25 protein-coding genes are annotated in these 22,498 nt (G+C 68.7%); 15 read left to right on the top strand and 10 right to left on the bottom strand.

What is annotated here, in order from left to right:
* The first annotated feature begins 87 nt into the window (after positions 1-87).
* From GEMRO_RS0115710 to GEMRO_RS0115700, 3 genes are read left to right on the top strand one after another with little or no spacing between them, the layout of a single operon-like run.
* Positions 88-429 (top strand): ArsR/SmtB family transcription factor, encoded by a 342-nt coding sequence (locus GEMRO_RS0115710; RefSeq protein ID WP_027134769.1) that lies wholly within the window; start codon positions 88-90, stop codon positions 427-429.
* Positions 426-1,175, top strand: coding sequence for a TIGR02186 family protein (locus GEMRO_RS0115705; protein WP_027134768.1), 750 nt, complete (start codon positions 426-428; stop codon positions 1,173-1,175). Before GEMRO_RS0115710 ends, GEMRO_RS0115705 begins: the two co-directional genes overlap by 4 nt.
* Before the next feature lie 5 nt (positions 1,176-1,180).
* On the top strand, positions 1,181-1,678 hold the full coding sequence (locus GEMRO_RS0115700) for a universal stress protein (RefSeq protein WP_027134767.1): 498 nt from the start codon (positions 1,181-1,183) through the stop codon (positions 1,676-1,678).
* Here the strand turns inward: GEMRO_RS0115700 and GEMRO_RS29955 are convergent.
* Positions 1,671-2,300, bottom strand: coding sequence for a class I SAM-dependent methyltransferase (locus GEMRO_RS29955; RefSeq protein ID WP_051329119.1), 630 nt, complete (start codon positions 2,298-2,300; stop codon positions 1,671-1,673). The two genes, GEMRO_RS0115700 and GEMRO_RS29955, sit on opposite strands and share 8 nt — an antisense overlap.
* Before the next feature lie 216 nt (positions 2,301-2,516).
* On the opposite strand from GEMRO_RS29955, the gene GEMRO_RS0115690 reads away from it, so the two are divergent.
* Together GEMRO_RS0115690 and GEMRO_RS0115685 are read left to right on the top strand one after the other, a co-directional pair.
* Positions 2,517-3,494, top strand: a complete 978-nt coding sequence (locus GEMRO_RS0115690) for a TerC family protein (protein ID WP_027134766.1) — start codon at positions 2,517-2,519, stop codon at positions 3,492-3,494.
* Between the two features lie 154 nt (positions 3,495-3,648).
* On the top strand, positions 3,649-4,866 hold the full coding sequence (locus GEMRO_RS0115685; RefSeq protein WP_027134765.1) for an MFS transporter: 1,218 nt from the start codon (positions 3,649-3,651) through the stop codon (positions 4,864-4,866).
* A 22-nt stretch (positions 4,867-4,888) separates the two neighbouring features.
* Here GEMRO_RS0115685 and ndk read toward each other — a convergent pair whose 3' ends face one another.
* The 3 genes from ndk to GEMRO_RS0115670 form a co-directional block, all read right to left on the bottom strand.
* Positions 4,889-5,311, bottom strand: a complete 423-nt coding sequence (gene ndk / locus GEMRO_RS0115680; RefSeq protein ID WP_027134764.1) for a nucleoside-diphosphate kinase — start codon at positions 5,309-5,311, stop codon at positions 4,889-4,891.
* A 75-nt stretch (positions 5,312-5,386) separates the two neighbouring features.
* Positions 5,387-5,836: a DNA polymerase III subunit chi gene (locus GEMRO_RS0115675; protein ID WP_407645433.1), complete on the bottom strand. Its 450-nt coding sequence runs from the start codon at positions 5,834-5,836 to the stop codon at positions 5,387-5,389.
* A gap of 5 nt (positions 5,837-5,841) precedes the next feature.
* On the bottom strand, positions 5,842-7,338 hold the full coding sequence (locus GEMRO_RS0115670) for a leucyl aminopeptidase (protein ID WP_027134762.1): 1,497 nt from the start codon (positions 7,336-7,338) through the stop codon (positions 5,842-5,844).
* Positions 7,339-7,432: 94 nt separating this feature from the next.
* Here GEMRO_RS0115670 and lptF point away from each other — a divergent pair, with 94 nt between their 5' ends.
* The 5 genes from lptF to rsmA are packed head-to-tail and all read left to right on the top strand — an operon-like array spanning position 7,433 to position 14,156.
* Entirely contained in the window at positions 7,433-8,578 is a 1,146-nt protein-coding gene (gene lptF / locus GEMRO_RS29950; protein WP_051329118.1) for an LPS export ABC transporter permease LptF, read from the top strand.
* Positions 8,565-9,719, top strand: coding sequence for an LPS export ABC transporter permease LptG (gene lptG, locus GEMRO_RS0115660; RefSeq protein WP_027134761.1), 1,155 nt, complete (start codon positions 8,565-8,567; stop codon positions 9,717-9,719). The genes lptF and lptG overlap by 14 nt, the downstream gene beginning before the upstream one ends.
* Before the next feature lie 7 nt (positions 9,720-9,726).
* The gene (locus GEMRO_RS29945; RefSeq protein ID WP_169728397.1) at positions 9,727-11,919 is read left to right on the top strand and encodes an LPS-assembly protein LptD; all 2,193 of its coding nucleotides are present in this window, start codon (positions 9,727-9,729) and stop codon (positions 11,917-11,919) included.
* Between the two features lie 36 nt (positions 11,920-11,955).
* Positions 11,956-13,335, top strand: a complete 1,380-nt coding sequence (locus GEMRO_RS0115650) for a peptidylprolyl isomerase (protein WP_027134760.1) — start codon at positions 11,956-11,958, stop codon at positions 13,333-13,335.
* Entirely contained in the window at positions 13,332-14,156 is an 825-nt protein-coding gene (gene rsmA, locus GEMRO_RS0115645; RefSeq protein WP_027134759.1) for a 16S rRNA (adenine(1518)-N(6)/adenine(1519)-N(6))-dimethyltransferase RsmA, read from the top strand. Before GEMRO_RS0115650 ends, rsmA begins: the two co-directional genes overlap by 4 nt.
* Here the strand turns inward: rsmA and gmk are convergent.
* Entirely contained in the window at positions 14,153-14,812 is a 660-nt protein-coding gene (gene gmk / locus GEMRO_RS0115640; protein ID WP_027134758.1) for a guanylate kinase, read from the bottom strand. The genes rsmA and gmk overlap by 4 nt on opposite strands.
* Positions 14,813-14,885: 73 nt before the next feature.
* Here gmk and GEMRO_RS0115635 point away from each other — a divergent pair, with 73 nt between their 5' ends.
* Positions 14,886-15,617, top strand: a complete 732-nt coding sequence (locus GEMRO_RS0115635; RefSeq protein ID WP_027134757.1) for an SDR family NAD(P)-dependent oxidoreductase — start codon at positions 14,886-14,888, stop codon at positions 15,615-15,617.
* A gap of 1 nt (position 15,618) precedes the next feature.
* Here the strand turns inward: GEMRO_RS0115635 and mltG are convergent, their stop codons facing one another.
* The 5 genes from mltG to fabD form a co-directional block, all read right to left on the bottom strand.
* The gene (mltG, locus tag GEMRO_RS0115630) at positions 15,619-16,611 is read right to left on the bottom strand and encodes an endolytic transglycosylase MltG (RefSeq protein ID WP_051329629.1); all 993 of its coding nucleotides are present in this window, start codon (positions 16,609-16,611) and stop codon (positions 15,619-15,621) included.
* A gap of 10 nt (positions 16,612-16,621) precedes the next feature.
* Positions 16,622-17,884, bottom strand: a complete 1,263-nt coding sequence (gene fabF / locus GEMRO_RS0115625) for a beta-ketoacyl-ACP synthase II (protein WP_027134755.1) — start codon at positions 17,882-17,884, stop codon at positions 16,622-16,624.
* A 48-nt stretch (positions 17,885-17,932) separates the two neighbouring features.
* A complete protein-coding gene (locus tag GEMRO_RS0115620; protein ID WP_027134754.1) occupies positions 17,933-18,166 on the bottom strand; it encodes an acyl carrier protein in 234 nt (77 codons plus the stop codon).
* 195 nt (positions 18,167-18,361) lie between these two features.
* Positions 18,362-19,096 carry a 3-oxoacyl-[acyl-carrier-protein] reductase gene (fabG, locus tag GEMRO_RS0115615; protein ID WP_027134753.1) on the bottom strand — a complete coding sequence of 245 codons (735 nt, stop codon included), beginning with the start codon at positions 19,094-19,096 and terminating at the stop codon, positions 18,362-18,364.
* Positions 19,097-19,107: 11 nt separating this feature from the next.
* Positions 19,108-20,055 carry an ACP S-malonyltransferase gene (gene fabD / locus GEMRO_RS0115610; RefSeq protein WP_027134752.1) on the bottom strand — a complete coding sequence of 316 codons (948 nt, stop codon included), beginning with the start codon at positions 20,053-20,055 and terminating at the stop codon, positions 19,108-19,110.
* Positions 20,056-20,366: 311 nt separating this feature from the next.
* Between fabD and rpsF the strand changes: the two genes are divergently transcribed.
* The 4 genes from rpsF to phaR all read left to right on the top strand — a co-directional run bounded on the left by rpsF (position 20,367) and on the right by phaR (position 22,474).
* Entirely contained in the window at positions 20,367-20,837 is a 471-nt protein-coding gene (gene rpsF, locus GEMRO_RS0115605; RefSeq protein ID WP_027134751.1) for a 30S ribosomal protein S6, read from the top strand.
* Positions 20,834-21,115: a 30S ribosomal protein S18 gene (gene rpsR, locus GEMRO_RS0115600; RefSeq protein ID WP_157505604.1), complete on the top strand. Its 282-nt coding sequence runs from the start codon at positions 20,834-20,836 to the stop codon at positions 21,113-21,115. The genes rpsF and rpsR overlap by 4 nt, the downstream gene beginning before the upstream one ends.
* 13 nt (positions 21,116-21,128) lie before the next feature.
* Positions 21,129-21,689 (top strand): 50S ribosomal protein L9, encoded by a 561-nt coding sequence (gene rplI / locus GEMRO_RS0115595; protein WP_027134749.1) that lies wholly within the window; start codon positions 21,129-21,131, stop codon positions 21,687-21,689.
* A gap of 164 nt (positions 21,690-21,853) precedes the next feature.
* On the top strand, positions 21,854-22,474 hold the full coding sequence (gene phaR / locus GEMRO_RS0115590; protein ID WP_027134748.1) for a polyhydroxyalkanoate synthesis repressor PhaR: 621 nt from the start codon (positions 21,854-21,856) through the stop codon (positions 22,472-22,474).
* Positions 22,475-22,498: the final 24 nt, after the last annotated feature.

The raw sequence follows: 22,498 nt of genomic DNA, 5'->3' as shown, positions 1-22,498 counted from the left end.
CGGCGGCGCAGTATTTCCAGACGGGACCCGCTCCAGCCGGAAAACACAACAGGTCCCGACCAAGCTGGACGACGTGAGGGGCAGGCGATGCAGACGGTGCTGGTGGCCGAGCGGGCGGAGCGCGCGACGCGGCTGCTCAGGGTGATGGCCAACGAGCACCGGCTCGCCATCCTTTGCCGGATCGCCGGCGCCGAGCAGTCGGTGGGCGAACTGGCCAGGCAGACCGGCCTCAGCCAGTCGGCGATCTCGCAGCATCTGGCTAGGCTGCGCCGCGAGGACCTGGTCCGGACGCGCCGGGATGCCCAGACCGTCTGGTACTCCCTGGCCTCCGGCGAAGCCCGGGAGATGATCGCCACCCTGGACCGGCTGTTCGGCGGCAGGCCGCAGGCCGCTGCGCATCTGGCCGGCGAGGATGGAGTGGTCACGTGAGGAAACGGTGGTGGGCTCTGGTCCTGGCGCTCGGGCTGCTGGCCGGCGGCGCCTTCGCCAGCCGCGCGGCCGGCCTTGTGGCCGACCTGTCTCATCACCTGATCGCGATCACCACCGCCTTCACCGGCAGCGACGTGCTCCTGTTCGGCGCGCTGGAGGAGACTGGCGGCGACGTGGTGGTGGTGGTGACCGGGCCCCGCACCCTCCGCACCGTGCGGGCCCGCGAGCGCACCACGGGCGTCTGGCTGCCCGGCGACGAGATGACCTTCACCGGCGTGCCGAGCTTCTATGCCGTGGCCTCCACCCGGCCGCTCGGGCCGATCACCACTCCGGCATTGCGCTCGCGGCATGAGCTGGGCGTGGAGGCCTTGCGCCTGCAGCCGGTCGCCAAGTTCGACCAGAAGCAGATCGCAAAATTCCGCGAGGCGCTGATCGGGCTGCAGCAGCGCCTGGGCCTCTACCCCCGCGCCGTCGGGCAGATCTCGATGCTGGGCGACCGGCTGTTCCGCACCACCGTCTCCTTTCCCGCCAACGTCCCGTCCGGACCCTACCAGGTCCAGGTCCTGCGGGTGGTCGCCAATCAGGTGGTGGAAGCCCAGGCCAGCATCCTGACCGTTTCCAAGGTCGGCCTGGAGGCCGACCTGACCGACTTCGCGCTGCGGCAGGGCGCCCTGTACGGCCTTGGCGCCCTCCTGCTGGCCATCACTGCCGGATGGCTGGCCAACATCGCGTTCCGAAGGAGTTGACCGAGATGGCCGAAGAAGCTCCCGCACCCGCTCCGGCGCCCATCCAGGAGCGTGTCTTCCTCGTGGTCGCCGACGAGAGCGAGGAGATGAAGAACGCGCTGCGCTTCGCCTGCCGGCGTGCCCAGCATTCCGGCGGCCGTGTCGCCCTGCTCGCGGTCATCGAGCCTGCCGACCTCGGCAACTGGCTGGGGGTGGGCCAGGTGATCGAGGACAACGAGCGCCGCGATGCCGAGGCGCTCCTGCACCGCCTGGCCGACGAGGCCTATCGCATGACGGGGAAGATGCCGACGCTGCACCTGCGCGAGGGCGACCGCCGCGAGGAGCTGGTCCAGCTCCTGCAGGAGGAGAGCGGCATCTCGCTGCTGGTATTGGGCACCGCCAGGGGCAGCTCACCCGGCCCGCTCGTCACCCACCTGATGTCGAACCTGGGCAAGAACGTCCGGATTCCGCTGACCCTGGTGCCGGGCGAGCTCACGCCCGAGGAGATCGACGCGGTCACCTGACCGTCGCCAGCCCCAGCTGGTGCCAGCCCAGCAGCGCCGGCCCCGGCAGGAGGCGGCCATGGCGGATCCGCTCGATCCGGAAGCCGGCGCCTTCGATCAGCCGGTCATGCGGCCGGTCCAGGTGGCAGCCGCCGGCTACCCGCCGCCAGATCGGGGTCAGCCTGCGCTGCCAGGCGGCGGTCCGGTGGTCCGGGCAGAGCGCATGCTCGCAAAAGCAGAACAGCCCGCCGGGCTTCAGGACCCGGCGAATCTCCGCGAGCGCCTGGGCCGGATCCTCCACCGAGCACAAGGTCCAGGTCGAGACCGCCACGTCGATCGACTGGTCGGTGATGGGCAGCCTCTCGGCGGTTCCCTGGCGCAGGTGGACGGGGAACGCCATCCAGGCCGCCCGACGATGGGCACGCTGCAGCAGCGGCATCGACGGGTCGACCCCCACCACGCTCTCCAGCGACCGTGGATAGTAGCCCAGGTTGAGGCCGGAGCCGATCCCGACCTCCAGCACCTTGCCATGGGCGGGAGCGGTCGCCTCGCTGCGCAGCCGGGCGAACATCCCGCGCGCCATCACCCGGTCCATCACCGGCGGCAGGATCGACCGGTTCCAGAAATGCAGGCTGGACGCCAAGCCGTCGCCTCCCCGTCCCGATAGACCGCAGCCACGCACAAAGCCCGCCGCACCGTCCAGCATTCGTTGCAGCCCAGGCCTTGAAGATCGCCGACCTGTGCCCCAAGTCACGCGACATTGGGTCCGGGCCCCTCTGGTAGCCGTCAATCGGCTGCGATGTCGGACTGCCTCGTTGGCAGATTGGCATGCAGTCTGCCGCTTGAGACGGACACCATCATGGATATCGCCTCTTTTCTTTTCGCTCCGGTCATGGGCAAGCCTGCCTGGATGTGGCTGCTCTTCCTGGGCATTGTCCTCACCATCCTCGTGCTCGACCTGGGCGTTCTGCACCGCAAGCAGCGCGAGATCGGCGTGCGCGAGTCGATGCTGCTCTCCCTGGGCTATATGGGTCTGGCCGGCCTGTTCGGCCTCTATGTTCTCTGGCAGATGGGCGGCAATGCTGCGGCGGAGTTCTACACGGGCTACCTGATCGAGTGGAGCCTCTCCCTCGACAACGTCTTCGTCATCTCCCTGATCTTCACCTATTTCCACGTCCCGCGGATCTACCAGCACCGGGTACTGTTCTGGGGCATCATCGGCGTGATCGTCATGCGCGGCACGATGATCTTCCTGGGCGCCGCGCTGGTCCACGAGTTCGACTGGGTGATGTATCTGTTCGGCGCTTTCCTGCTGTTCACCGGCGTGAAGCTCCTGATGACCGTCGACAGCGAGCCGGACATCGCCAGCAACCCCGTGCTGAAGATCACCCGGCGGCTGTTCCGCGTCACCGACCGTGTCGACGGCAACCACTTCTTCATCCACGCTCCCCACCCGGTGACCGGCAAGATGGTCCGCTACGCCACGCCGCTGTTCATGGCGCTGGTGCTGGTCGAGTTCGTCGATCTGGTATTCGCGGTGGATTCGGTGCCAGCCATCTTCGCGATCACCAAGGACCCCTTCATCGTCTACACCAGCAACATCTTTGCTGTTCTGGGCCTTCGCTCTCTTTATTTTGCCTTGGCCGCGATGATCCATCGCTTTCATTATCTCAAGTACGCCCTGGCCCTGGTGCTCATCTTCATCGGCGGCAAGATCTTTTATACCCAGATCTGGGGCAAGATGGATCCGGCGATCTCGCTGGGCATCACCTTCGCGATCCTGGTGAGCGGCGTGGTCTACTCGTTCCTGCGCACCCGCCGGGAGGGCGCGGTCTGACCGCACTTCCGGCACCGTCGCCGACCATCTAAAGGAAGACGTTCGAGCGAGGGGTGGCCGCGTGGGCCGCCCCTCGTCCGCGTCTGTTTTACACGAACGAACCCGAGCGGCCGGAAGCGGGCGGTCCAGCCGGGTCCCAGCGGTGATGACGGCAATGGCTTCGGCGATGGTCGCGAAAACGCCGTCCGATCTGAAAGTGATCGGGCTGATCGGCGTCGCGCATTTCGGTTCGCACTTCTACCACCTGATCCTCCCGCCGCTGTTCCCGATCCTCAAGGACGACCTCGGCGTGTCCTGGGCCGAGCTTGGCCTGCTGAGCTCGGTGTTCTTCGCCGCCTCCGGGCTCAGCCAGGCCCCGGCCGGCTTCCTGGTCGACCGGTTCGGCGCGCACCGGATCCTGATCGCGGGGCTGGTGCTGCTGGCCATCGCCACCGGTCTGGTCGGCTTCGTGCAGGACTGGGCGCTCATGCTGCCGCTGGCGGCGCTTGCCGGCATCGGCAACAGCGTGTTCCATCCCGCCGACTATGCCATTTTGGGCCGGCGGATCAGTCCGCACCGGATGGGACGGGCCTTTTCCGTTCACACGATCGGCGGGGCGCTCGGCTGGGCCGCGGCACCGGTGTTCGTCACCGCGATCGCCGCCACGTTCGGCTGGCGGGCCGCGGTGATCGCCGCCACGCTTCCGGGTCTGCTCATCACCGTGGCCCTGGTGTGGTCCCGTCCCGACATCACCATCCCCACCACCCGCGACATGGCGCACGAGACGCGGGAGACCGGCGCGCCCGGCCTGCTGCGCACCCTGTTCGGCGTGGCGATCCTCGGCTGCTTCCTGTTCTTCGCCCTGCAGTCGGTCTCGCAGATCACGCTGCAGAGCTTTCTCCCGTCGATCTTGGTGCAGCTCCATGGGACGCCGCTCCTGGTGGGCACCACCACGGTGACCGCCTTCATCGTCGGCAGCGCCATCGGCACGGGCGTCGGCGGAATGCTGGCCGACCGCTCCGGGCAGCATGGCTGGCTTCTGGCCGGCGGCCTGGGTGCCAGCGCGCTGTGCATCCTGGGGGTAGCGGTCCTGCCGCTGAACGAGCCCGGCCTGCTGGCGCTGATCGCCCTGGCCGGCGGTCTTGCCGGCGCGACCATGCCGTCGCGCGACCTGATGGTGCGGGCCGCGGCCCCGCCGGGCTCGGCCGGCCGGGTGTTCGGCTTCGCTTATTCTGGCCTGGATCTGGGGGCGACCTTCGCGCCGACCTTTGTCGGCTTCCTGCTCGATCGCGGCCAGCCCCAGACGGTGCTGCTCGTGGCAGCGCTGGCGACCATCCTGTCCATCGGGGCGGCCCGCATGGTGGGATCCGCCAGCAGGTCGGGCGCCGCCTGAGCGGCGACGCCCTTCTGGAAAATCAGCCGACGATCTCAATGCCGGCGAAGAAGAACGCGATCTCGATCGCGGCATTCTCCTGGCTGTCGGAGCCATGGGCCGAATTCGCCTCGATCGATTCGGCGAACAGCTTGCGGATGGTGCCTTCCTCGGCATTGGCCGGGTTGGTGGCGCCCATCACCTCGCGGTAGCGGGCGACCGCATTCTCGCCTTCCAGGACCTGCACCACGACCGGGCCGCTGGTCATGAACTCGACCAGCGAGTTGAAGAAGGGGCGCTCCTTGTGGACGCCATAGAACGCCTCGGCCTGCGCCTTGGAGAGCTGGATGCGCTTCTGGGCGACGATGCGCAGGCCGCCCTTCTCGATGACGGCGTTGATGGCGCCGGTCAGGTTGCGGCGGGTGGCGTCGGGCTTGATGATGGAGAAGGTGCGCTCGAGAGCCATGGGAAATCTCATCCGATACGGAGATGGGTTCGGGCCGCGCCTTTAGCAGCACGGCCGCTCCCTGGCCACTCCGGCTCAACCCTCCTCGCGGGCCTTCTCCCAGCCTCCCCGCTCGTCCTGCCGCCAGTAGACCAGCTTGTGCCCGGCCGCGCGCCGGGCGCGCCAGCGCTCCCGCGCCGCTTCCACCGCCTCGGGATCGCCGCCGTCGAACAGGTCGAGCACCCGGGCAAAGCTCGCCAGGTCGTCGTCGCAAGCGCGGTCGACCAACACGAGCAGCGTCGCCTCGTTGGGGTTCTCGACCTGCTCGGTCAGCCAGATCGGCTGCATCGCCGGGTTGCCGTCGGCGCGGGTGCCGTGCGGCAGCCAGGAATCTGCTTCGTAGACCCACAGATGCCGGTCCAGCGCGTCGACCCGCTCGCGCGAGGCGGCGCGCAGCACGACGCGCATCCGGGACTGGACCACCTTGCCCAGGAGACGCGGCAGCGCGTCCTCCAGGCTGGAGCGGGTCAGATGGTAGAAGCCGATCTCGCTCAGTGCGCTTCGTCCTCATAGGAGCGGGCCAGCGCGTCGAGCAGGCGCACGCCGAAACCCGTGGCGCCCTTGCCCGACAGCGGCAGGTCGCGGCTGCTCCAGACCGTACCGGCCACGTCCAGATGCGCCCACGGCACCCCGGCCACGAACTGCTCGATGAATACCGCCCCTGCCGTGCTGCCCGCCTGCCGGGCCCGGCCGGTGTTCTTGATGTCGGCGATCTCCGACTTGATGTGCTTGGCGTAGGCCTTGCCGAGCGGCAGCCGCCACAGCGTCTCGCCCACCTGCTCGCCAGCCCGGGTCAGCCTGGCCGCCAGTTCCTCGTCGTTGCTGAACAGCCCGGCATGCTCATGGCCGAGCGCCACGATCACGGCCCCGGTCAGGGTCGCGAGGTCGACGATCAGCTTGGGCTTGAAGCGGTCCTGCGTGTACCAGATCGCGTCGGCCAGCACGAGCCGGCCCTCGGCGTCGGTGTTGATCACCTCGATCGTGGTGCCGGACATTGCCCGCACCACGTCGCCCGGCCGCTGCGCGTTGCCGTCCGGCATGTTCTCCACCAGGCCCAGCACGCCGACCACGTCGACCTTTGCCTTGCGCCGGGCCAGCGCCTCCATGGCCCCGAACACGGCGCCGGCACCGCCCATGTCGAACTTCATGTCCTCCATGCCGCCGGCCGGCTTGATCGAGATGCCGCCGGTATCAAAGCACACGCCCTTGCCGACAAAGGCGATCGGACTGTCCTCTCCGCCACCGCCGTTCCAGCGCAGCACCACCAGGCGCGGCGCCCGCCGGCTGCCCTGGGCCACCCCCAGGATGGCGCCCATGCCGAGTTCGCGCATGGCGTTCTCGTCCAGCACCTCGACCTCGAGACCCAGCGAGCGGAGCTTGAGCGCCTCGTCGGCAAAGCTTTCCGGATAAAGGACATTGGCGGGTTCGGTGACCAGCGCCCGCGTGTGGTTCACCCCGGCAAGCACGGCCTCGGCCTCGGCCAGGTCCTTGCGGGCCGAAACCTCGTCCAGGACCGCGACGGCGAGACGGCTTGGTCCAGCCGCCTGGTCGTCCTCGTCGGTCTTCTTGTACTTGTCGAAGCGCCAGGACCGCAGCCGCAACCCGGTCACCAGCGCGAGTTGCGCCTGGTCGGCCGGCACCGGCAGCTCGATGCCCTCCGGCGACGCCAGCGTAACGCTTCCGCCCTCCAGCCGGGCCAGCGCCGCCCACAGGCTGCCGCCCAGCTGCTCGATCTCCAGCCGGTCCAGATCGTCCTTGCCCATCCCCAGCAGCCAGACTCGGTCGAGGCCGGTGCCCGCCGGAAAAGGCAGTTCCAGGATGGCGCCATGCTTCCAGCGCCGTCCGGCATCGTCGATCACCCGGCGGATCAGGCCGCCGGAATGGGTGTCCAGCGCCTGGGCCATTTTCCCGAGCGCGCCGCTCACGCCCACCGGCACCACCACCCGTCCGGCGGCAGGTAGCTCGGATCGCTCCAGGGTCACGTCCATCGATCGAAGTCCTCGCATCAAACAGAGAGCACCAGCCCATGCTCATGTGGGAGCACCATCGACCGGCGACGAGGTGGGCGTCTAAGATGCCGCCATGCCTGTCTATGTGCGCTACCTGCTCTCCCAACTCGCCGTGCCAACCATGGTGGCCGTCATCGCCGTGGCAGGAGCGGTATGGCTGTCGCAATCGTTGCGGCTGTTCGACCTGATCGTCAACAAGGGCCTGCCTGCCACCACCTTCCTGTGGCTGACGGCGCTGCTGTTCCCGTCGCTGCTGCTGGTGGTCCTGCCGCTGGCCCTGCTGGTGGCGACGATCTTCACCTATGCCCGGCTGTGGAACGACAGCGAGCTGATCGCGCTGAAGGCTTCCGGCCGCTCCGATCTGGATCTGGCCAAGCCGGCGCTCTACCTGGCCGCAATCGTGACCCTGGTCTGCTACCTGATCTCGATGGTGCTGATGCCGGCGGGAGCGCGGGCGTTCAAGGATCTCGAGCACGAGATCCGCAACAGCTACACCTTCGTGCTGCTCCAGGAAGGCGTGTTCAATGCACCGGCCCCAGGGGTCACCGTCTACGTGGAGCAGCGCCAGCCCGACGGATCGCTGAGCGGCCTGCTGGTCGATGACGCGCGCAACCCGGATGCCGCCTCGACCATCACGGCCGAGCGGGGGGTGCTGGTCACGGTCGGCGACGAGCCGCGCCTCGTGCTGGAGCGGGGCACCCGCCAGGAGCGCGCGCCGGACGGGCGGGTATCGGCCTTGCATTTCGACGCCTACACCGTCGACCTGACCACGCTCAGCGACGACGAGGACTCCTATCGCTGGCGCAAGCCCAAGGAGCGCTACCTCAGCGAGCTGCTCTGGCCAGCCGATGATGTCGACGACCAGAAGAACCGCACCCGCCTGATCTCGGCGGCCCATGACCGGCTCACCACGCCCCTGGCGCCGATCGTCCTCGTGCTGATCGCGCTGGCCGTCCTTCTGCCGGCGGACCTGGACCGGCGTGGCCACGGCAAGCGCATCGCCCTGGCGGTCGCCCTCGCCACCGTCCAGCAACTCGTCCAGCTCGCGGCCACCAGCTTCACGATCAACTCGCTCACCTTTCTGCCGCTCTTCTATCTGGCGCAGATCGTGCCCGCCGTCCTTGCCATCCTGGTGCTGACCGGCCAGATCGGCCGGCGCCGCAGTCGCAGGCCTAGCCTGCCTGGCGGACCTCAGGGAGTGGCACGTGCGGGAGCTTGAGTTTGCGGGCAGCCCCAGGGCGGGCCAGCGGGACCGCCGTCGCTGGGGCTTCTCCTGGACCTTTGCGCGCTACCAGGCCCGCGCCCTGATCCAGTCGGTCCTGGCGGTCACGCTCGGCCTGGTTCTCCTGGTCGTGATGTTCGATGCGATCGAGCAGCTGCGGCGCTCCGGCACCCGGGAGAGCGGCGGTCTGGGCGATGTCGTGGAGCTCGCGCTCCTGCACGCGCCGTCCACGGCCCTGCAGCTTCTGCCCTTCACCATGCTGTTCGCGGCGATGCTGACCTTCCGGCGGCTGTCGCGCTCGAACGAGCTGGTGGCGGCGCGCGCGGCGGGCATCTCGATCTGGCAGCTCCTGCTGCCGGTCTGGGGCATCGCCCTGGTGCTGGGCACCGTCGCCGTCACCGTGCTGAACCCGGTCAATGCCGCGCTGTACGCACGCTACGAGGCCCGGGTCGACATGCTGGAGGACGGGGATCTCGACCGGATGGACGTCGCCAGCGGCGGCCTGTGGCTGCGCCAGAACTGGAACGACCTTCCGATCGTGGTGCATGCGCGCGGGGTCGCCGACGAGCAGGCCATGGGCCTTTCCGAGGTGACGATCTTTCTGCTGGACGCCAACGGGGGCTATGCCGGCCGCATCGACGCCCCGGGCGCCGAGCTGACCAAGGGCTACTGGCTCCTGAGGGATGCCGCCACCGCCGAGCCGTCGGGCCAGATGAGGCGGGATGAGGTCCTGCGGATCCCGACAAACCTGTCACCTGAGCGAATCCATCGCGGCCTGGCTCTGCCCGAGACCATCTCGTTCTGGGCCCTGCCGGACTACATCGCCACGCTGCGCTCGATCGGCCTGCCGACCCGTGGCCATGTCGTCCACTACCAGAACCTCCTGGCCACGCCGCTGATGTTCGCGGCGATGCTGCTGATCGGCACGGTGTTCTCGCTGCGCTTCGGCCGGCGCGGCGGCACGCTGGTGTTCGTCGGGATGGGCATCGCGTCCGGCTTCGTTTTCTTCGTGTTCGCCAATGTCGTGCTGGCGGTGGGGCTGTCCGGTCGGCTACCAGCGGAATTGGCCGCTTGGACACCGGCGGTCGTGGCGATCCTCCTGGGACTTGCCCTCCTGTTCCACACCGAGGACGGTTGAGCGTCGAATGAGTCTTGCCCGTTGTCTTCGGCGAATGGTGCTCGCCGCGACCATTCTCTGCCCGCTCGCCATGCCCGCCCTGGCCCAGGAAGGGGAGCCGGAGCCCGAGGTCCTGCTGACCGCCGACCGGCTGGACTACCAGCAGCGGGAGAACCTCATCATCGCCGAGGGGGACGTCGAGCTGACCCGCGAGGGCCGCACCCTGCTGGCCCAGAAGATCACCTGGAACCGCGACACCAACATCGTCATCGCGGAGGGCAACGTCGTCATCGTCGGCGAGGACGGCGAGACCCTGTTCGGCGACAAGGTCGAGCTCTCCGACAGCCTGCGCGCCGGTTTCATCGAGGATGTCGGCGTGCTGCTCGCCGACGACAGCCGCCTGGCGGCGCGCCGCGCCCTGCGCTCGAGCGGCAACCAGACCGTCCTCGACCGCGCCGTCTACAGCCCCTGCCCCTTGTGCGAGGACCCGGAAAGCTCGCCGCTCTGGCAGATCAAGAGCCGCAAGGTGACCCATGATCAGACCGCCAAGGAGGTGGTCTACGAGGATGCGACCTTCGACCTGTTCGGCATCCCGGTCATGTACATGCCGAAGTTCAGTCACCCCGATCCGTCGGTGAAGCGAAAGTCCGGCTTCCTGCGCCCGAAGTTCGGTTCGCGCACGGCGCTGGGCGCATTCATCCAGGTCCCGTACTACTACGTGCTCTCGCCCAACGAGGACGTCACCCTGGCGCCGCTGTTCACTGCCGAGCAGGGCGTGGCCCTGTTCGGCGAGTACCGGCGCGCCGACCGGTTCGGCCCGACCGAGCTCCAGGGCAGCGCCACCTACGCGGATCGCTATGCCGGCAGCAACGGCACCAAGACGGAGAAGGACTTCCGCGGGCATTTCAAGGGAACTGGCCGCTATGTGTTCGACCAGGGCTATGGCGGCGGCTTCGACGCCTTCCTTTCTTCCGACGATACCTATCTGCGCCGCTACGATATCGACGACGAGAACCTGCTGGTGAACCGCCCCTGGGTCGACCGGGCCTGGGGCACCAATTACGGCGTCCTCGACGCCTTCTACTTCCAGGGCCTGCGGCAATCCGACGACCCCGGCGAAACCCCGTTCGTCCTGCCGCGCGGCTCGGTCCGCTGGCGCACGCCGACCAACAGCTCGTTCGGCGGCTTCTACAACGTCGATGCCTCGATGCTGGCGCTGACCCGCAGCGACGGCCTGGACACGCGGCGCCTGTCCAGCACGGTCGGCTGGAGCCGGCCGATGGTCGGCCGCTACGGCGACGTGCTGCGCTTCTCCCTGTCGATGCGGGCCGACGGCTACCAGACCGACGGCGATCCCGAGACGTTCGGGCCCGACGGCGGCAGCAACGCCACCGGCCGCCTCTACCCGCTGGCGTCGGCCGAGTGGAGCCTGCCCCTGGTCAAGATGACCGAGGGCGGCTGGCAGCACCTGATCGAGCCGGTGCTGGTGGGGCATCTGTCGCCCTATGGCGGCAATCCCGACGATATCCCCAACGAGGACAGCCAGTCGCTCGACTTCGACGACACCAACATCTTCCAGGCCAACCGCTTCCCGGGGCTGGACCGGGTCGAGGGCGGTCCCCGCGGCGCCTACGGGGTCCGGTTCGGCTCGTTCTCGCCGGACACGTTCCGGATCTCCGGCATGGTCGGCCAGTCCTGGCGGCTGAAGGACGACGACACCTTCCAGCCGGGCAGCGGCCTGGACAGCAATTTCTCCGACTATGTCGGCCGGATCGAGATGCACCCGGCGCAATGGCTGGACCTGTCCTACCGCTTCCGGATCGACGATGAGCTGGAGGAGATCACCAAGAACGACCTGCTCGCCTCGTTCGGCTGGCAGCGCTTCGGCTTCGGGCTGGGCTATCTGAGCCTCGCCGACGACCCGGACCTGGACGACGTCCAGGAGCGCAAGGAACTGACCGCCACGGTCCGCGCCGGAGTCACCGACAGCCTGTCGATCACCGCCGGTGTCCGCCAGGACCTGGTCGCCGACGAGCCGGTGACGTACGCGTTCGGCATGGTCTACAACCATCCCTGCCTCGTACTGGTCGCCGGGCTCGAACGGGACTACACGGAGGACCGCGACGCCGGGCCAGCGACGACGCTGCTTTTCCGCGTGACGCTGAAGAATCTCGGCGAGATTGGTGGCCGGACCAGCCTGAGTGGTTCCGGCAGCAGTTGATGCCGCAACCGAGCAACCGGCGGTGACCGAAACGGCATGATCGCAAACTACACCCGCGCTGCCCTCCTCTCCCTCACCCTCGCGTTCTCGGTGGTCGCGGCGCCGGAACATGCGGCCGCCGCCGGCCGGATCGTGGCGGTGGTCGAGGACCAGGTGATTTCCACGGGCGACCTGGAGGACCGGGTCTCCCTGGCTCTGGCGTCGTCCGGCCTCCCCAACACTCAGGACAACCGCGCCCGGCTCACGCCGCAGGTGCTTCGCCTCTATATCGACGAGATCCTGCAGCGTATGGAGGCGCAGCGGCTGGGCCTGACTGCTTCGGTGGAGGAGGTGCAGCAGACGCTGGGCAACATTGCCGAGCGCAACAGCATGAGCATGGATCAGCTCGACGAGTTCCTGCGCCAGCAGGGATCCGACCTCCTGGCGCTCAAGCGCCAGGTCGAGATCCAGATCATGTGGGCCAAGGTGGTCAACCGCCAGCTCCGCCCCCGCATCCGGGTGGGCCCGGACCAGGTCGACCTCGCGATCCGCGAGGCCGAGCGCGCCCGCACCGAGCCGCAATGGCTCCTGGCCGAGATCACCCTGCCGGTATCGACCCCTGAGCAGGACGACCAGGTGAGCCAGGACGCCGAGGAACTGGCCCAGGCGATCCGCCGGGGCGCATCCTTCCCTGCCCTGGCGCGGGAATTCTCCGGATCGTCCAGCGCCCAGCTCGGCGGGGATCTGGGCTGGGTCCAGCCTTCGTCCCTGCCCGAGGAGACCCGTACCGTGCTGGCGACCACGGATGTCGGCCAGATGGCCGGGCCGGTGCGCACCAATGCCGGCTGGCAGCTGTTCATGCTGCGCGCCCGCCGCGCCGCCGGCGAGAACGCCGAGGTCGAAGCGCCGCCGCCGCCCCCGCCTCCCGCCCCCGCCCAGCCGGCCGTGCCGCCCAAGCAGGTACGCCTTGCCCAGTTCGTCATCCCGGTCCCGGAGGGCACCTCCGAGGCCGAGAGGCAGGAGCTGCTGGCCCAGGCCGAGGACTATCGCGGTCGCTTCGGCTCCTGCGACGCGCTGCAGCGCGAGGCGGCCAGGTCGGGCGGCGATTTCGGCGGGGATCTCGGCTGGCTGGACGTCGCGGACCTGCCCGAAGTGCTGCGCCAGCTGGTCACCAACCTGCCCGACAACCGGCTGAGCCCGCCCCTGACGGGTCCTGCCGGCATCCAGCTGATCATGGTGTGCCAGCGGGTCGGCGGCCGGCCTGCCCGTGCCGCGGAGCCGCCGCGCCAGACCCAGCCAACCCCACCGCCGCCGCCTTTGCCCTCGATGGAGCGGGACGCGGTCCAGAGCCGCCTGGAGGCGCAGCAGCTCGACCGTCTGGCCGAACGCTACCTGCGTGACCTGCGCCGGGAAGCCTATATCGACCTGCGGGTATGAAGCTTCCCGGTCCGGCCGAGATCCTCCGGCGGTCCGGCCACCGGGCCGACAAGCGCCTGGGGCAGCATTTCCTCCTGGATCCGTCGATCCTGGACCGGATCGTCGCGTCAGCCGGCGGGCTGGACGGCCGAACGGTCCTGGAGATCGGGCCGGGTCCCGGCGGGCTGACCGGGGCGATCCTGCAGGCCGGTGCCGCGCATCTGTACGCGGTGGAGCGCGACCCGCGCTGGATCGAGGCGCTGGCGCCGCTGGTGGAGGCGGCGGAGGGCCGGCTGACGGTGGTGCCGGGCGATGCGCTCGGCTTCGATGCCGCGTCCCTGGAGACCGACGGCCCGATCAGCGTGATCGCCAACCTGCCCTACAACATTTCCACGCCGCTGCTCTTCCACCTCCTGGCGCAGCGCCACCGGTTCGACCGGCTGGTCCTGATGTTCCAGAAGGAGGTCGCGGAACGGCTGGCAGCCCCGCCCGGAAGCGACGGCTGGGGCCGGCTGGCGGCGATGACCCAGTGGAGTTGCCGGGTCGAGTATCTGTTCAAGCTGCCGAAGGGCGCGTTCAGTCCGCCGCCTGAAGTGGAATCGGCCGTGGTCCGCCTGACGCCGCGCAGCGCGCCGGAGCACCCGTGCAGCGAGCGGCGCCTGTCCACGGTCCTGGCGGCAGCGTTCGGCCAGCGGCGCAAGATGCTGCGCCAGAGCCTGAAGCCGATCACACCGGATCCGGTGGCGCTGCTGGACGGCATCGGCATCGACCCGACCCGGCGGGCCGAGACCCTCGGCCTTGCCGACTTCGCCCGGATCTCGAACGCTCTGGACGGCGCCTAGGCCAGGTCGTCCGGGTGGTGGCGGAAGCGCTCCACGAACTCGGCCAGGCCCAGGTTGCGCCGGCGCTTGAGCCGCTCGGCGATCAGGATCCCGGTCAGCGCCCGCATGCTGGTCTCCAGGTCGTGGTTCACCAGCACGTAGTCGTATTCGGCCCAGTGGGTGACGTCGTTGGTGACCTGCGCCAGGCGGTGCCGCACCACCTCCTCGGGGTCCTGCGCCCGCGAGCGCAGCCGCCGCTCCAGCTCCTCCATGGTCGGTGGTAGGATGAAGATGCCGACCAGGTCCTGCTCGGCGGCCAGCCGCAGCTGCTGGGCGCCCTGCCAGTCGATGTCGAACAGGACGTCCTTGCCGGATGCCAGCGCGGCCTCCACGGCCGGACGGGGCGTCCCGTAGCTGTAGCCGTAGACATGAGCGTGCTCGAGCAGTTCACCCTGCTCCGCCATCTTCTGGAACTGCTCCTTGCTCACGAAATGATAGTGCACCCCGTCGATCTCGCCGGGACGGGCCGGGCGGGTCGTCACCGAGATCGACAGGGAGACGTCGGGGTCGCGCTCCAGCAAGGTGCGAGTCAGGGTGGTCTTGCCGGCACCCGATGGGGAGGAAACGACCAGCATGACGCCGCGACGACGGATCACGGGTGCGGCAGTCGTGGTCATGAAGCTTGCTCTTCGGTAGTTCAGCGCCGCGAGGTCTACCGGCAGGTCCGGGCTCATCCAAGGAAAAGCGACCATGCATCGCCTGATCACCGGCGCCTCCAGCGGCATCGGTAGCGCCCTCGTGTCGAGATGGGCACGTCCCGGCACGCTTCTCTCCCTGCAGGGGCGTGACCAGGATCGGCTTTCCCAGGTCGCCGGGCAGGCGCGCGCCAAGGGTGCCGAGGTCGACCTCATCCAGCTGGACATCCGCGACACGGAGGCGGTCCGCCGCTGGGTCGAGGAGCGGGACGACTGGCTGGCCGTGGACATGGTGGTGGCGAATGCCGGCATCGCCGGCAATCCGGGCGTGCGGGCCTCCGACATCATGGCGGTGAACGCCGTCGGCAAGATCGCGACGGTCGAGCCGCTGCTGCCGCGCATGCGGGCCCGCCGGAAAGGCCATGTGGTGCTGGTGTCGTCGCTGGCCTCGTTCATGGCCTCGCCCACCGGGCCAGCCTATGCGGCCAGCAAGGTGGCGGTGCGCCGCTACGGCGAGGGCCTGCGGCCCCGGCTGGCTTTGGATGGAGTTGCCCTGAGCGTCGTCTGCCCAGGCTTCGTGGACACGCCGCTCACCCGGGTGAACCGATTCAAGATGCCGTTCCTGATGGATGCGGAGCGGGCCGCCCGGATCATCGATGCCGGGCTGGAGGCGAGGCGGGCGCGGATCGCGTTCCCGCTGCCGACCTACTTGCTGGCACGGCTGACCGGCAGCCTGCCGGCGGCGCTGCGCAATGCGATCCTGATGCGGCAGACGCCCAAGGAGTGAGCTAGTCCGCCGCCCGCTGCACTCGCCGCCAGTTGCGCACGTTGGCGTTGTGCTCCGTCAGGGTGCGGGCGAACGCATGGCCGCCGCTGCCGTCGGCCACAAAGTAAATGTAGTCCGTTTCCGCCGGGCGGACCGCCGCCTCCAGCGCACCCCGGCCGGGCAGTGCGATCGGCCCGGGCGGCAGACCCTTGCGCTGGTAGGTGTTGTAGTCGTCGTCGACCTGCAGGTCCTTGCGGGTCAGCGCCCGCCCGAGTTCCGACTGGCCCTTGGTGAGCGCATAGATCACCGTCGGGTCGGCCTGCAGCGGCATGCCCAGGCGCAGCCGGTTCACATAGACCCCGGCCACCGTCGTATACTCCGACGCGACCGCGGTCTCCTTCTCCACGATCGATGCCAGCGTCACCGCCTCTTCCAGCGTGTCGAAGGGCAGGTCCTCCTGGCGCTCGGCCCAGATCTCCTCCAGTGCCTGCCGCATGGCGGCTTCCATCCGCTTCGCCACCGCCGCGCGCTGCTCGCCCCGCTCGAAGAAATAGGTTTCCGGCAGGACGCCGCCCTCCGGCGGCATCGGCGGCATGTCGCCGTCCAGCCGGTTGTCCTGCTCGAGCAGCGCCCACACCTCGCGGATGGTGTGGCCCTCGGGCACGGTGATCCGGTGGAGGATCCGGTCGCCCGCCTCGATCATCGCCAGCGCCGCCGCCGGGGTCACCTGCGCCGGGAACCGGTACTCGCCGGCCTGCAGGACACGGTCCTGCCCCGACAAGCGGGTCGCCACGCGAAGGCGCAGGGCATCGTCGATCACGCCCGCGTCCTGCAGGCGGCCCGCGATACCGGCCAGTCCCGCGCCGCGAGGGATCACCAGCTCGGTATCCTGGGCCAGGGGACCGGGCGTGACCAGCCAGGTCTCGAGGTGCCGATGAACGAGAAAGGCCCCGACCACCAGGATAGTGGCCAGGGCCAGTCCCAAGCTCAGCAGGACGACACGTCCTCGGCTCAAGATCGCCACGTCAGTCCGGCGTGCCGATGATCAGCGAGGCGTTGGTGCCGCCAAACCCGAAGCTGTTGGAAAGCGCGTTGCGGATGCGCCTCTCCCGGGCCTTCAGCGGCACCAGGTCGACGCCCTGGGCGGCTTCCTCCGGGTTCTCCAGGTTGAGCGTCGGCGGGGCGATGCCGTGGCGAAGCGCCAGGATCGAGAAGATCGCCTCGACCGACCCCGCCGCACCCAGCAGGTGACCGACCGCCGACTTGGTCGACGACATCGAGATCCTACCGGCCGCGTCGCCGAACAGGCGCTTGACCGCGCCGAGCTCGATCTCGTCGCCCAGTGGGGTGCTGGTGCCGTGCGCGTTCACGTAGTCGATGTCGTCCGGCGTGAGGCCGGCATTGCGCAGGGCCGCCGACATCGACCGGAAGCCGCCGTCACCATCCGGCATCGGCGCCGTCACATGGTAGGCGTCACCGGACAGGCCATAGCCCTTGATCTCGGCATAGATCTTGGCGCCGCGCGCCTTCGCATGCTCGTATTCCTCGAGCACGACCACGCCCGCCCCTTCGGCCATCACGAACCCGTCGCGCCCCTTGTCCCATGGACGCGAGGCCTTCTCCGGCGAGTCGTTGTAGGCAGTCGAGAGGGCGCGCGCCGCCGCGAACCCGGCGATCCCCAGCCGGCTGACCGCCGCCTCGGTTCCACCGGCCACCATGACGTCGGCATCGCCGGCCCGGATGAACCGGGACGCATCACCGATGGCATGGGCGCCGGTCGAGCAGGCGGTGACCACCGAATGGTTGGGCCCGCGCAGCCCGAACTTGATCGAGACCTGGCCGCCGGCAAGGTTGATCAGGGCGCTCGGGATGAAGAACGGGCTGATGCGCCGCGGACCCTGCTTCTCCAGGATCAGGGCGCTCTCGGCGATGGCGTTCAGCCCCCCGATGCCCGAGCCGATCAGGACGCCGGCCCGGTTCTTCTGCTCGTCGGTCTCGCGCGGAAACCCGCTGTCGAGGATCGCCTCGGCAGCAGCAGCCATCCCCAGGACGATGAAGTGATCGTTCCGCCGAAGTTCCTTGGCCTCGATGAAGTCGGTCGCCCGGAAGCCGCCCGGCTCGCCGTCCGGCGGAACCAGGCCCGCGACCTTCGCCGGAAGATCGGATACGTCGAAGCGATCGATCCGACGAAGCCCGGATTCCCCGGCGACGAGTCTGTTCCAGGTGGTCTCGACACCCGTACCCAGCGGGGTGACCATCCCCAAGCCGGTTACGACAACTCGCCTCATGACGACCGTTCCAACGTTACCGAGATAGAAGCTTGGGCCTGCACAGGCTCAGCTGTTGGCCTTGATGAAATCAATGGCGTCCTTGACGGTGAGGATCTTCTCCGCGGCGTCATCCGGGATCTCGACCCCGAACTCCTCCTCGAAGGCCATCACCAGCTCGACGGTATCGAGGCTGTCGGCGCCCAGATCGTCCACGAAGCTCGCATTCTCCTGCACCTTCGCTTCGTCGACACCGAGATGCTCGACGACGATCTTCTTAACGCGCTCAGCGATATCGCTCATCGGAAACTGTCCTCGACCCTGGACTGATGGAACACCCGAAACCGGCGCACGCTGCATGCGACACTACCGACCTACCCCCGGGCGTGGCGGGCTTCCTACACGAAGGCTTGATCGTTGACCAGCGTTCGGCCGGTCGACGATCCCGCTCTGGTGCGAGATCGTACCGGACTTTGGTGGTGGCAAGAGCACAGTTGCTCAGATCATCGCCATCCCGCCGTTCACGTGCAGCGTCTGCCCCGTCACATAGGCCGCCTCGTCGCTGGCGAGATACACCACGGCCGCCGCGATATCGGCGCCGACGCCCAGGCGGCCGGAGGGAATGTTGCCGAGCAGCGCCTCCTTCTGCTTCTCGTCCAGCTTCTGGGTCATGGCCGTGTCGATGAAGCCAGGCGCCACGCAGTTCACCGTGATCCCGCGGCTGCCCAGTTCCGCGGCCAGCGCCTTGGTCATGCCGACCAGGCCGGCCTTCGCCGCCGCATAATTGGCCTGGCCGGGATTGCCGGTGGTGCCGACGATCGAGCCGATGTTGATGATCCGCCCATGGCGCCGCTTCATCATGCCCTTGATCCCGGCGCGCGACAGCCGGAACACCGCCGAAAGATTGGTCTCCAGGACCGACGACCAGTCATCGTCCTTCATGCGCATCGCCAGCGTGTCGCGGGTGATGCCGGCATTGTTGACCAGGATGTCGACCGCGCCGTCCGCCTCGGCCGCCTTCATCAGCGCGTCGGTGGCGCCAGCCTCGCCCAGGTCGGCGACCACGCAGGTCACCCGCTCGCCCAGATCGGCGGCCAGCTTGTCCAGCACCTCGCCGCGGCGGCCGGTGACCACCAGCGACGCCCCCTGGGCGTGCAGCGCCCGGGCGATCGCCTCGCCGATGCCGCCCGTGGCGCCGGTCACCAGGGCGCGCCGGCCCGAAAGATCGAACATCTGCATACTCCTCAGGACAGCGCGGCCGCCGCCGCATCGAGATCGGCCGGTTCGGCCACGTTCAGTAGGGTGGCACCCGGCACCCCGCGCTTGGCCAGGCCGGTCAGCACCTTGCCGGCACCGAGTTCCAGGACCGTGGTCGCTCCCTCGCGCGCCATGGTCGCCATGCTTTCGCGCCAGCGCACCCGGCTGGTGGCCTGGCGGACCAGCAGATCCGGTAGCAGGTCCGGATCGGAGACCGGCTGTGCGGTGACGTTCGCGATCAGCGGCACGGCCGGCGCCAGGAACCGCGTGTCGATGAACGCCTTGCCGAGATGCTCGGCGGCGGGGGCCATCAACGCGCAGTGGAACGGGGCGCTCACCTGCAGGAGCAGGACCCGCTTGGCACCCTTGGCCTTGGCGATCGCCATGGCGCGCTCGACCGCGTCCTTGCTCCCCGACAGGACGGCCTGGCCCTCGGCATTGTCGTTGGCGAGCTCGCACACGCCGCCCTCGGCCGCGGCCTCGACGGCCACCGCCGCCGCCGCGTCCGGATCCAACCCCAGCACGGCCGCCATCGCGCCCTCGCCGGCCGGCACCGCGTCCTGCATCGCCTGCCCGCGCAGCCGCAGGATACGCGCCGCATCCATGATGCCGATCGACCCGGTCGCGGCCAGCGCCGAGTACTCGCCCAGGGAGTGCCCGGCCGCGAACGCTATCCTGTCGGCAAGCCTGCCGCCCAATCGCTCTTCCAGCGCGCGCACCGCCGCGAGCGACGTCGCCATCAGCGCCGGCTGCGCGTTGGCGGTGAGCGTCAGCGTCTCCGCAGGCCCTTCAAAGATCAGCTTGGAGAGGCTCTCCCCCAGCGCCTCGTCGACCTCGGCGAACACGGCGCGCGCCGCTGCCGATGCCTGCGCCAGCCCGGCGCCCATTCCGACCGCCTGCGACCCCTGCCCCGGAAACACCGCGACCACCGACATTCTTCATTCCTCATGGCTTGCCCGTAGGGGCTGTGGAGGATGCGAGCCTGGGGATGATGTCAAGCGCCAGATCCCCCGGCATGGCCGATCCGATGATGCTCCGACCGCTCCGGCAGGTCCTTTCGGGGGCCGCATCCGGTCCGGAGCATGGTTGCGCTTGCATGCCCGGACTTCGCTGCTATGGTCCGCCCGCTTCGTGGTCCGGGTGTCCCGGACCCGAGGGTCGCGTGCTGCGCAGATCACAACTCCCGCCGATGGTCGGCGCCGGAGGTTCTGCGTTGTCCATATCGAGGAAGGCCAAAAGGAGCGTCATGCCCTTTTACGAGCACACCTTGATTGCGCGTCCCGATCTTTCGGCCCAGCAGGCGCAGACGCTCTCCGAGAGCATCTCGCAGATCATCACCGACAACGGTGGCACGGTCAGCAAGGTCGAATACTGGGGACTGCGCAATCTCACCTACCGGATCAAGAAGAACCGGAAGGGCCACTACCTGCACTTCAACATGGAATCGCCGGCAGCGACGGTGGACGAGCTGGAGCGCCAGGAGCGCATCCACGAGGACGTCCTGCGCTACCTGACGGTCCGCGTCGAGGAGCTGGATCCCAATCCGTCCCAGGTCATGATCGCCAAGAGCAGCCGCGAGGATCGCGGCCGTCGTGACGACGGCTACCGGCGCGAGCGCGACGATCGTGGCCCGCGCGGCGACCGCGACGACCGCGGCCCCCGGGGCGGCGACCGCGACGAGCCGCGCCGTGAACGCCGTGAGGAGGAAGTGGCATGATGGACAATGATGCCGGCGAACGCCGCCGTCCTGCCGAGCCGCCTGCGATCACCATCCGCAGGCCGTTCTTCCGGCGCAAGAAGGCGAGCCCGTTCGCCCATGCCGATGCGCCGGCGATCAACTACAAGGACATCAAGCTCTTGCAGCGCTTCATCAGCGAGCGCGGCAAGATCGTCCCGCGCCGCATCACGGCCGTGACCGCCAAGGAGCAGCGTGCGCTGGCCCAGGCGATCAAGCGCGCCCGTGAGCTGGCTCTGCTGCCCTACGTGGCCGGCTGAGAGGAGCGACACCATGGAAGTCATTCTCCTGGAGCGCGTCCACAAGCTCGGCCAGATGGGCGAGGTGGTGAAGGTCCGTAGCGGCTACGGCCGCAATTACCTGATCCCGCAGGGCAAGGCGCTGAACGCGAGCAAGGCGGCCCTGGCCGACTTCGAGAAGCGTCGCGTCCAGCTCGAGGCCCGCAACCTCGAGCTCAAGGCCGAGGCGCAGAAGCTGGCCGAGACGGTCGAGGGCCGCTCGGTCATGCAGATCCGCCAGGCCGGCGAGGCCGGCAACCTGTTCGGTTCGGTCTCGGCCCGCGACATCGCCGCGGCGCTGACCGAGGACGGCGTCTCGATCGACTACCACCAGATCCGTCTGGAGCAGCCGATCAAGACGTCCGGCCTGCATGAGGTCATCGTGGCCCTGCATCCCGAGGTCGAGGTCACGGTGACGGTCAACGTCGCCCGCACGGTCGAGGAAGCCGAGATCCAGGCCGGCAAGGCCGCTCCGGCTGCCGAGGACGAGGAGGCGGAAGCCGCCGAGGCCGAGGACGACGACGATCTCGAAGCGCAGATCATGGCGATCCGCTGAGCCTTCGGGCCAGCGTTCGCTGCACTGCGCAACGTCGTTGCAAAGCATGTGTGCGTGTGCACAACTGGCCCGGTTGGGCCGGCAAACACACAAGATCAGGGGCCCCTCCGGGGCCCCTTTTCGTTTTTCGTCATGGCGGGCGAAGCCCGTTCGGGGAGCGCCAGATGAGCACACGTTCGGCTGAAGAGACGGAAAAGCGCAGCGACAAGGTCGCGATCGTCAAGAAGTACGCCAACAGGCGGCTCTACAACACTGCGACCTCGAGCTATGTGACGCTGGACGAGCTCAGCCGCATGGTGCGCGAAGGCGAGAACTTCCTGGTCTATGACGCCAAGAGCGGCGAGGACATCACCCGCTCCGTGCTGACCCAGATCATCCTGGAAGAGGACGGCAAGGGCCGCAACCTTCTGCCGATCGGCTTTCTCCGCCAGCTCATCAGCTATTACGACGACAGCCTGCAGCAGGTGCTCCCCCGCTATCTCGAGATGAGCATGGAGAGCTTCACCCGCCAGCAGGACCAGATGCGGTCCTATCTGCAGGGCGCGTTCGGCCCGTTCTTTCCGGCCGAGCGCTTCGACGACATGACCAAGCAGAACATGGCGCTGTTCGAGAACGCCGCCCGCATGTTCAACCCGTTCGCCGCCGCGGCGGCAGCCGCCGCCAGCCGCGACCAGTCCGTCGAGCATGCTGCGGGCAGCCCGCCGCGGGACGACGTCAGCGAGCTGAAGAGCCAGCTGGCTGCCATGCAGCGCCAGATCGAAGAGATCGGCAAGAAGCGCGGCTGACCGCACCGTCTCCCCTTGCAAGGG

Source organism: Geminicoccus roseus DSM 18922, from assembly GCF_000427665.1.
In the GTDB taxonomy this organism is placed as follows: Bacteria; Pseudomonadota; Alphaproteobacteria; order Geminicoccales; family Geminicoccaceae; genus Geminicoccus; species Geminicoccus roseus.
This window is presented reverse-complemented; position numbering and strand designations above follow the sequence as displayed.

Coding starts and splice junctions, on each gene's coding strand:
- rplI (WP_027134749.1), top strand. CDS start 21,129: ATGGAAGTCATTCTCCTGGAGCGCGTCCACAAGCTCGGCCAGATGGGC.
- ndk (WP_027134764.1), bottom strand. CDS start 5,311: ATGGCTCTCGAGCGCACCTTCTCCATCATCAAGCCCGACGCCACCCGC.
- GEMRO_RS0115670 (WP_027134762.1), bottom strand. CDS start 7,338: ATGGACGTGACCCTGGAGCGATCCGAGCTACCTGCCGCCGGACGGGTG.
- gmk (WP_027134758.1), bottom strand. CDS start 14,812: ATGACCACGACTGCCGCACCCGTGATCCGTCGTCGCGGCGTCATGCTG.
- fabG (WP_027134753.1), bottom strand. CDS start 19,096: ATGTTCGATCTTTCGGGCCGGCGCGCCCTGGTGACCGGCGCCACGGGC.
- phaR (WP_027134748.1), top strand. CDS start 21,854: ATGAGCACACGTTCGGCTGAAGAGACGGAAAAGCGCAGCGACAAGGTC.
- GEMRO_RS0115700 (WP_027134767.1), top strand. CDS start 1,181: ATGGCCGAAGAAGCTCCCGCACCCGCTCCGGCGCCCATCCAGGAGCGT.
- rpsF (WP_027134751.1), top strand. CDS start 20,367: ATGCCCTTTTACGAGCACACCTTGATTGCGCGTCCCGATCTTTCGGCC.
- lptF (WP_051329118.1), top strand. CDS start 7,433: ATGCCTGTCTATGTGCGCTACCTGCTCTCCCAACTCGCCGTGCCAACC.
- fabF (WP_027134755.1), bottom strand. CDS start 17,884: ATGAGGCGAGTTGTCGTAACCGGCTTGGGGATGGTCACCCCGCTGGGT.
- fabD (WP_027134752.1), bottom strand. CDS start 20,055: ATGTCGGTGGTCGCGGTGTTTCCGGGGCAGGGGTCGCAGGCGGTCGGA.
- GEMRO_RS0115690 (WP_027134766.1), top strand. CDS start 2,517: ATGGATATCGCCTCTTTTCTTTTCGCTCCGGTCATGGGCAAGCCTGCC.
- GEMRO_RS0115635 (WP_027134757.1), top strand. CDS start 14,886: ATGCATCGCCTGATCACCGGCGCCTCCAGCGGCATCGGTAGCGCCCTC.
- GEMRO_RS0115620 (WP_027134754.1), bottom strand. CDS start 18,166: ATGAGCGATATCGCTGAGCGCGTTAAGAAGATCGTCGTCGAGCATCTC.
- GEMRO_RS0115650 (WP_027134760.1), top strand. CDS start 11,956: ATGATCGCAAACTACACCCGCGCTGCCCTCCTCTCCCTCACCCTCGCG.
- GEMRO_RS29945 (WP_169728397.1), top strand. CDS start 9,727: ATGAGTCTTGCCCGTTGTCTTCGGCGAATGGTGCTCGCCGCGACCATT.
- rsmA (WP_027134759.1), top strand. CDS start 13,332: ATGAAGCTTCCCGGTCCGGCCGAGATCCTCCGGCGGTCCGGCCACCGG.
- rpsR (WP_157505604.1), top strand. CDS start 20,834: ATGATGGACAATGATGCCGGCGAACGCCGCCGTCCTGCCGAGCCGCCT.
- GEMRO_RS0115685 (WP_027134765.1), top strand. CDS start 3,649: ATGGCTTCGGCGATGGTCGCGAAAACGCCGTCCGATCTGAAAGTGATC.
- GEMRO_RS0115710 (WP_027134769.1), top strand. CDS start 88: ATGCAGACGGTGCTGGTGGCCGAGCGGGCGGAGCGCGCGACGCGGCTG.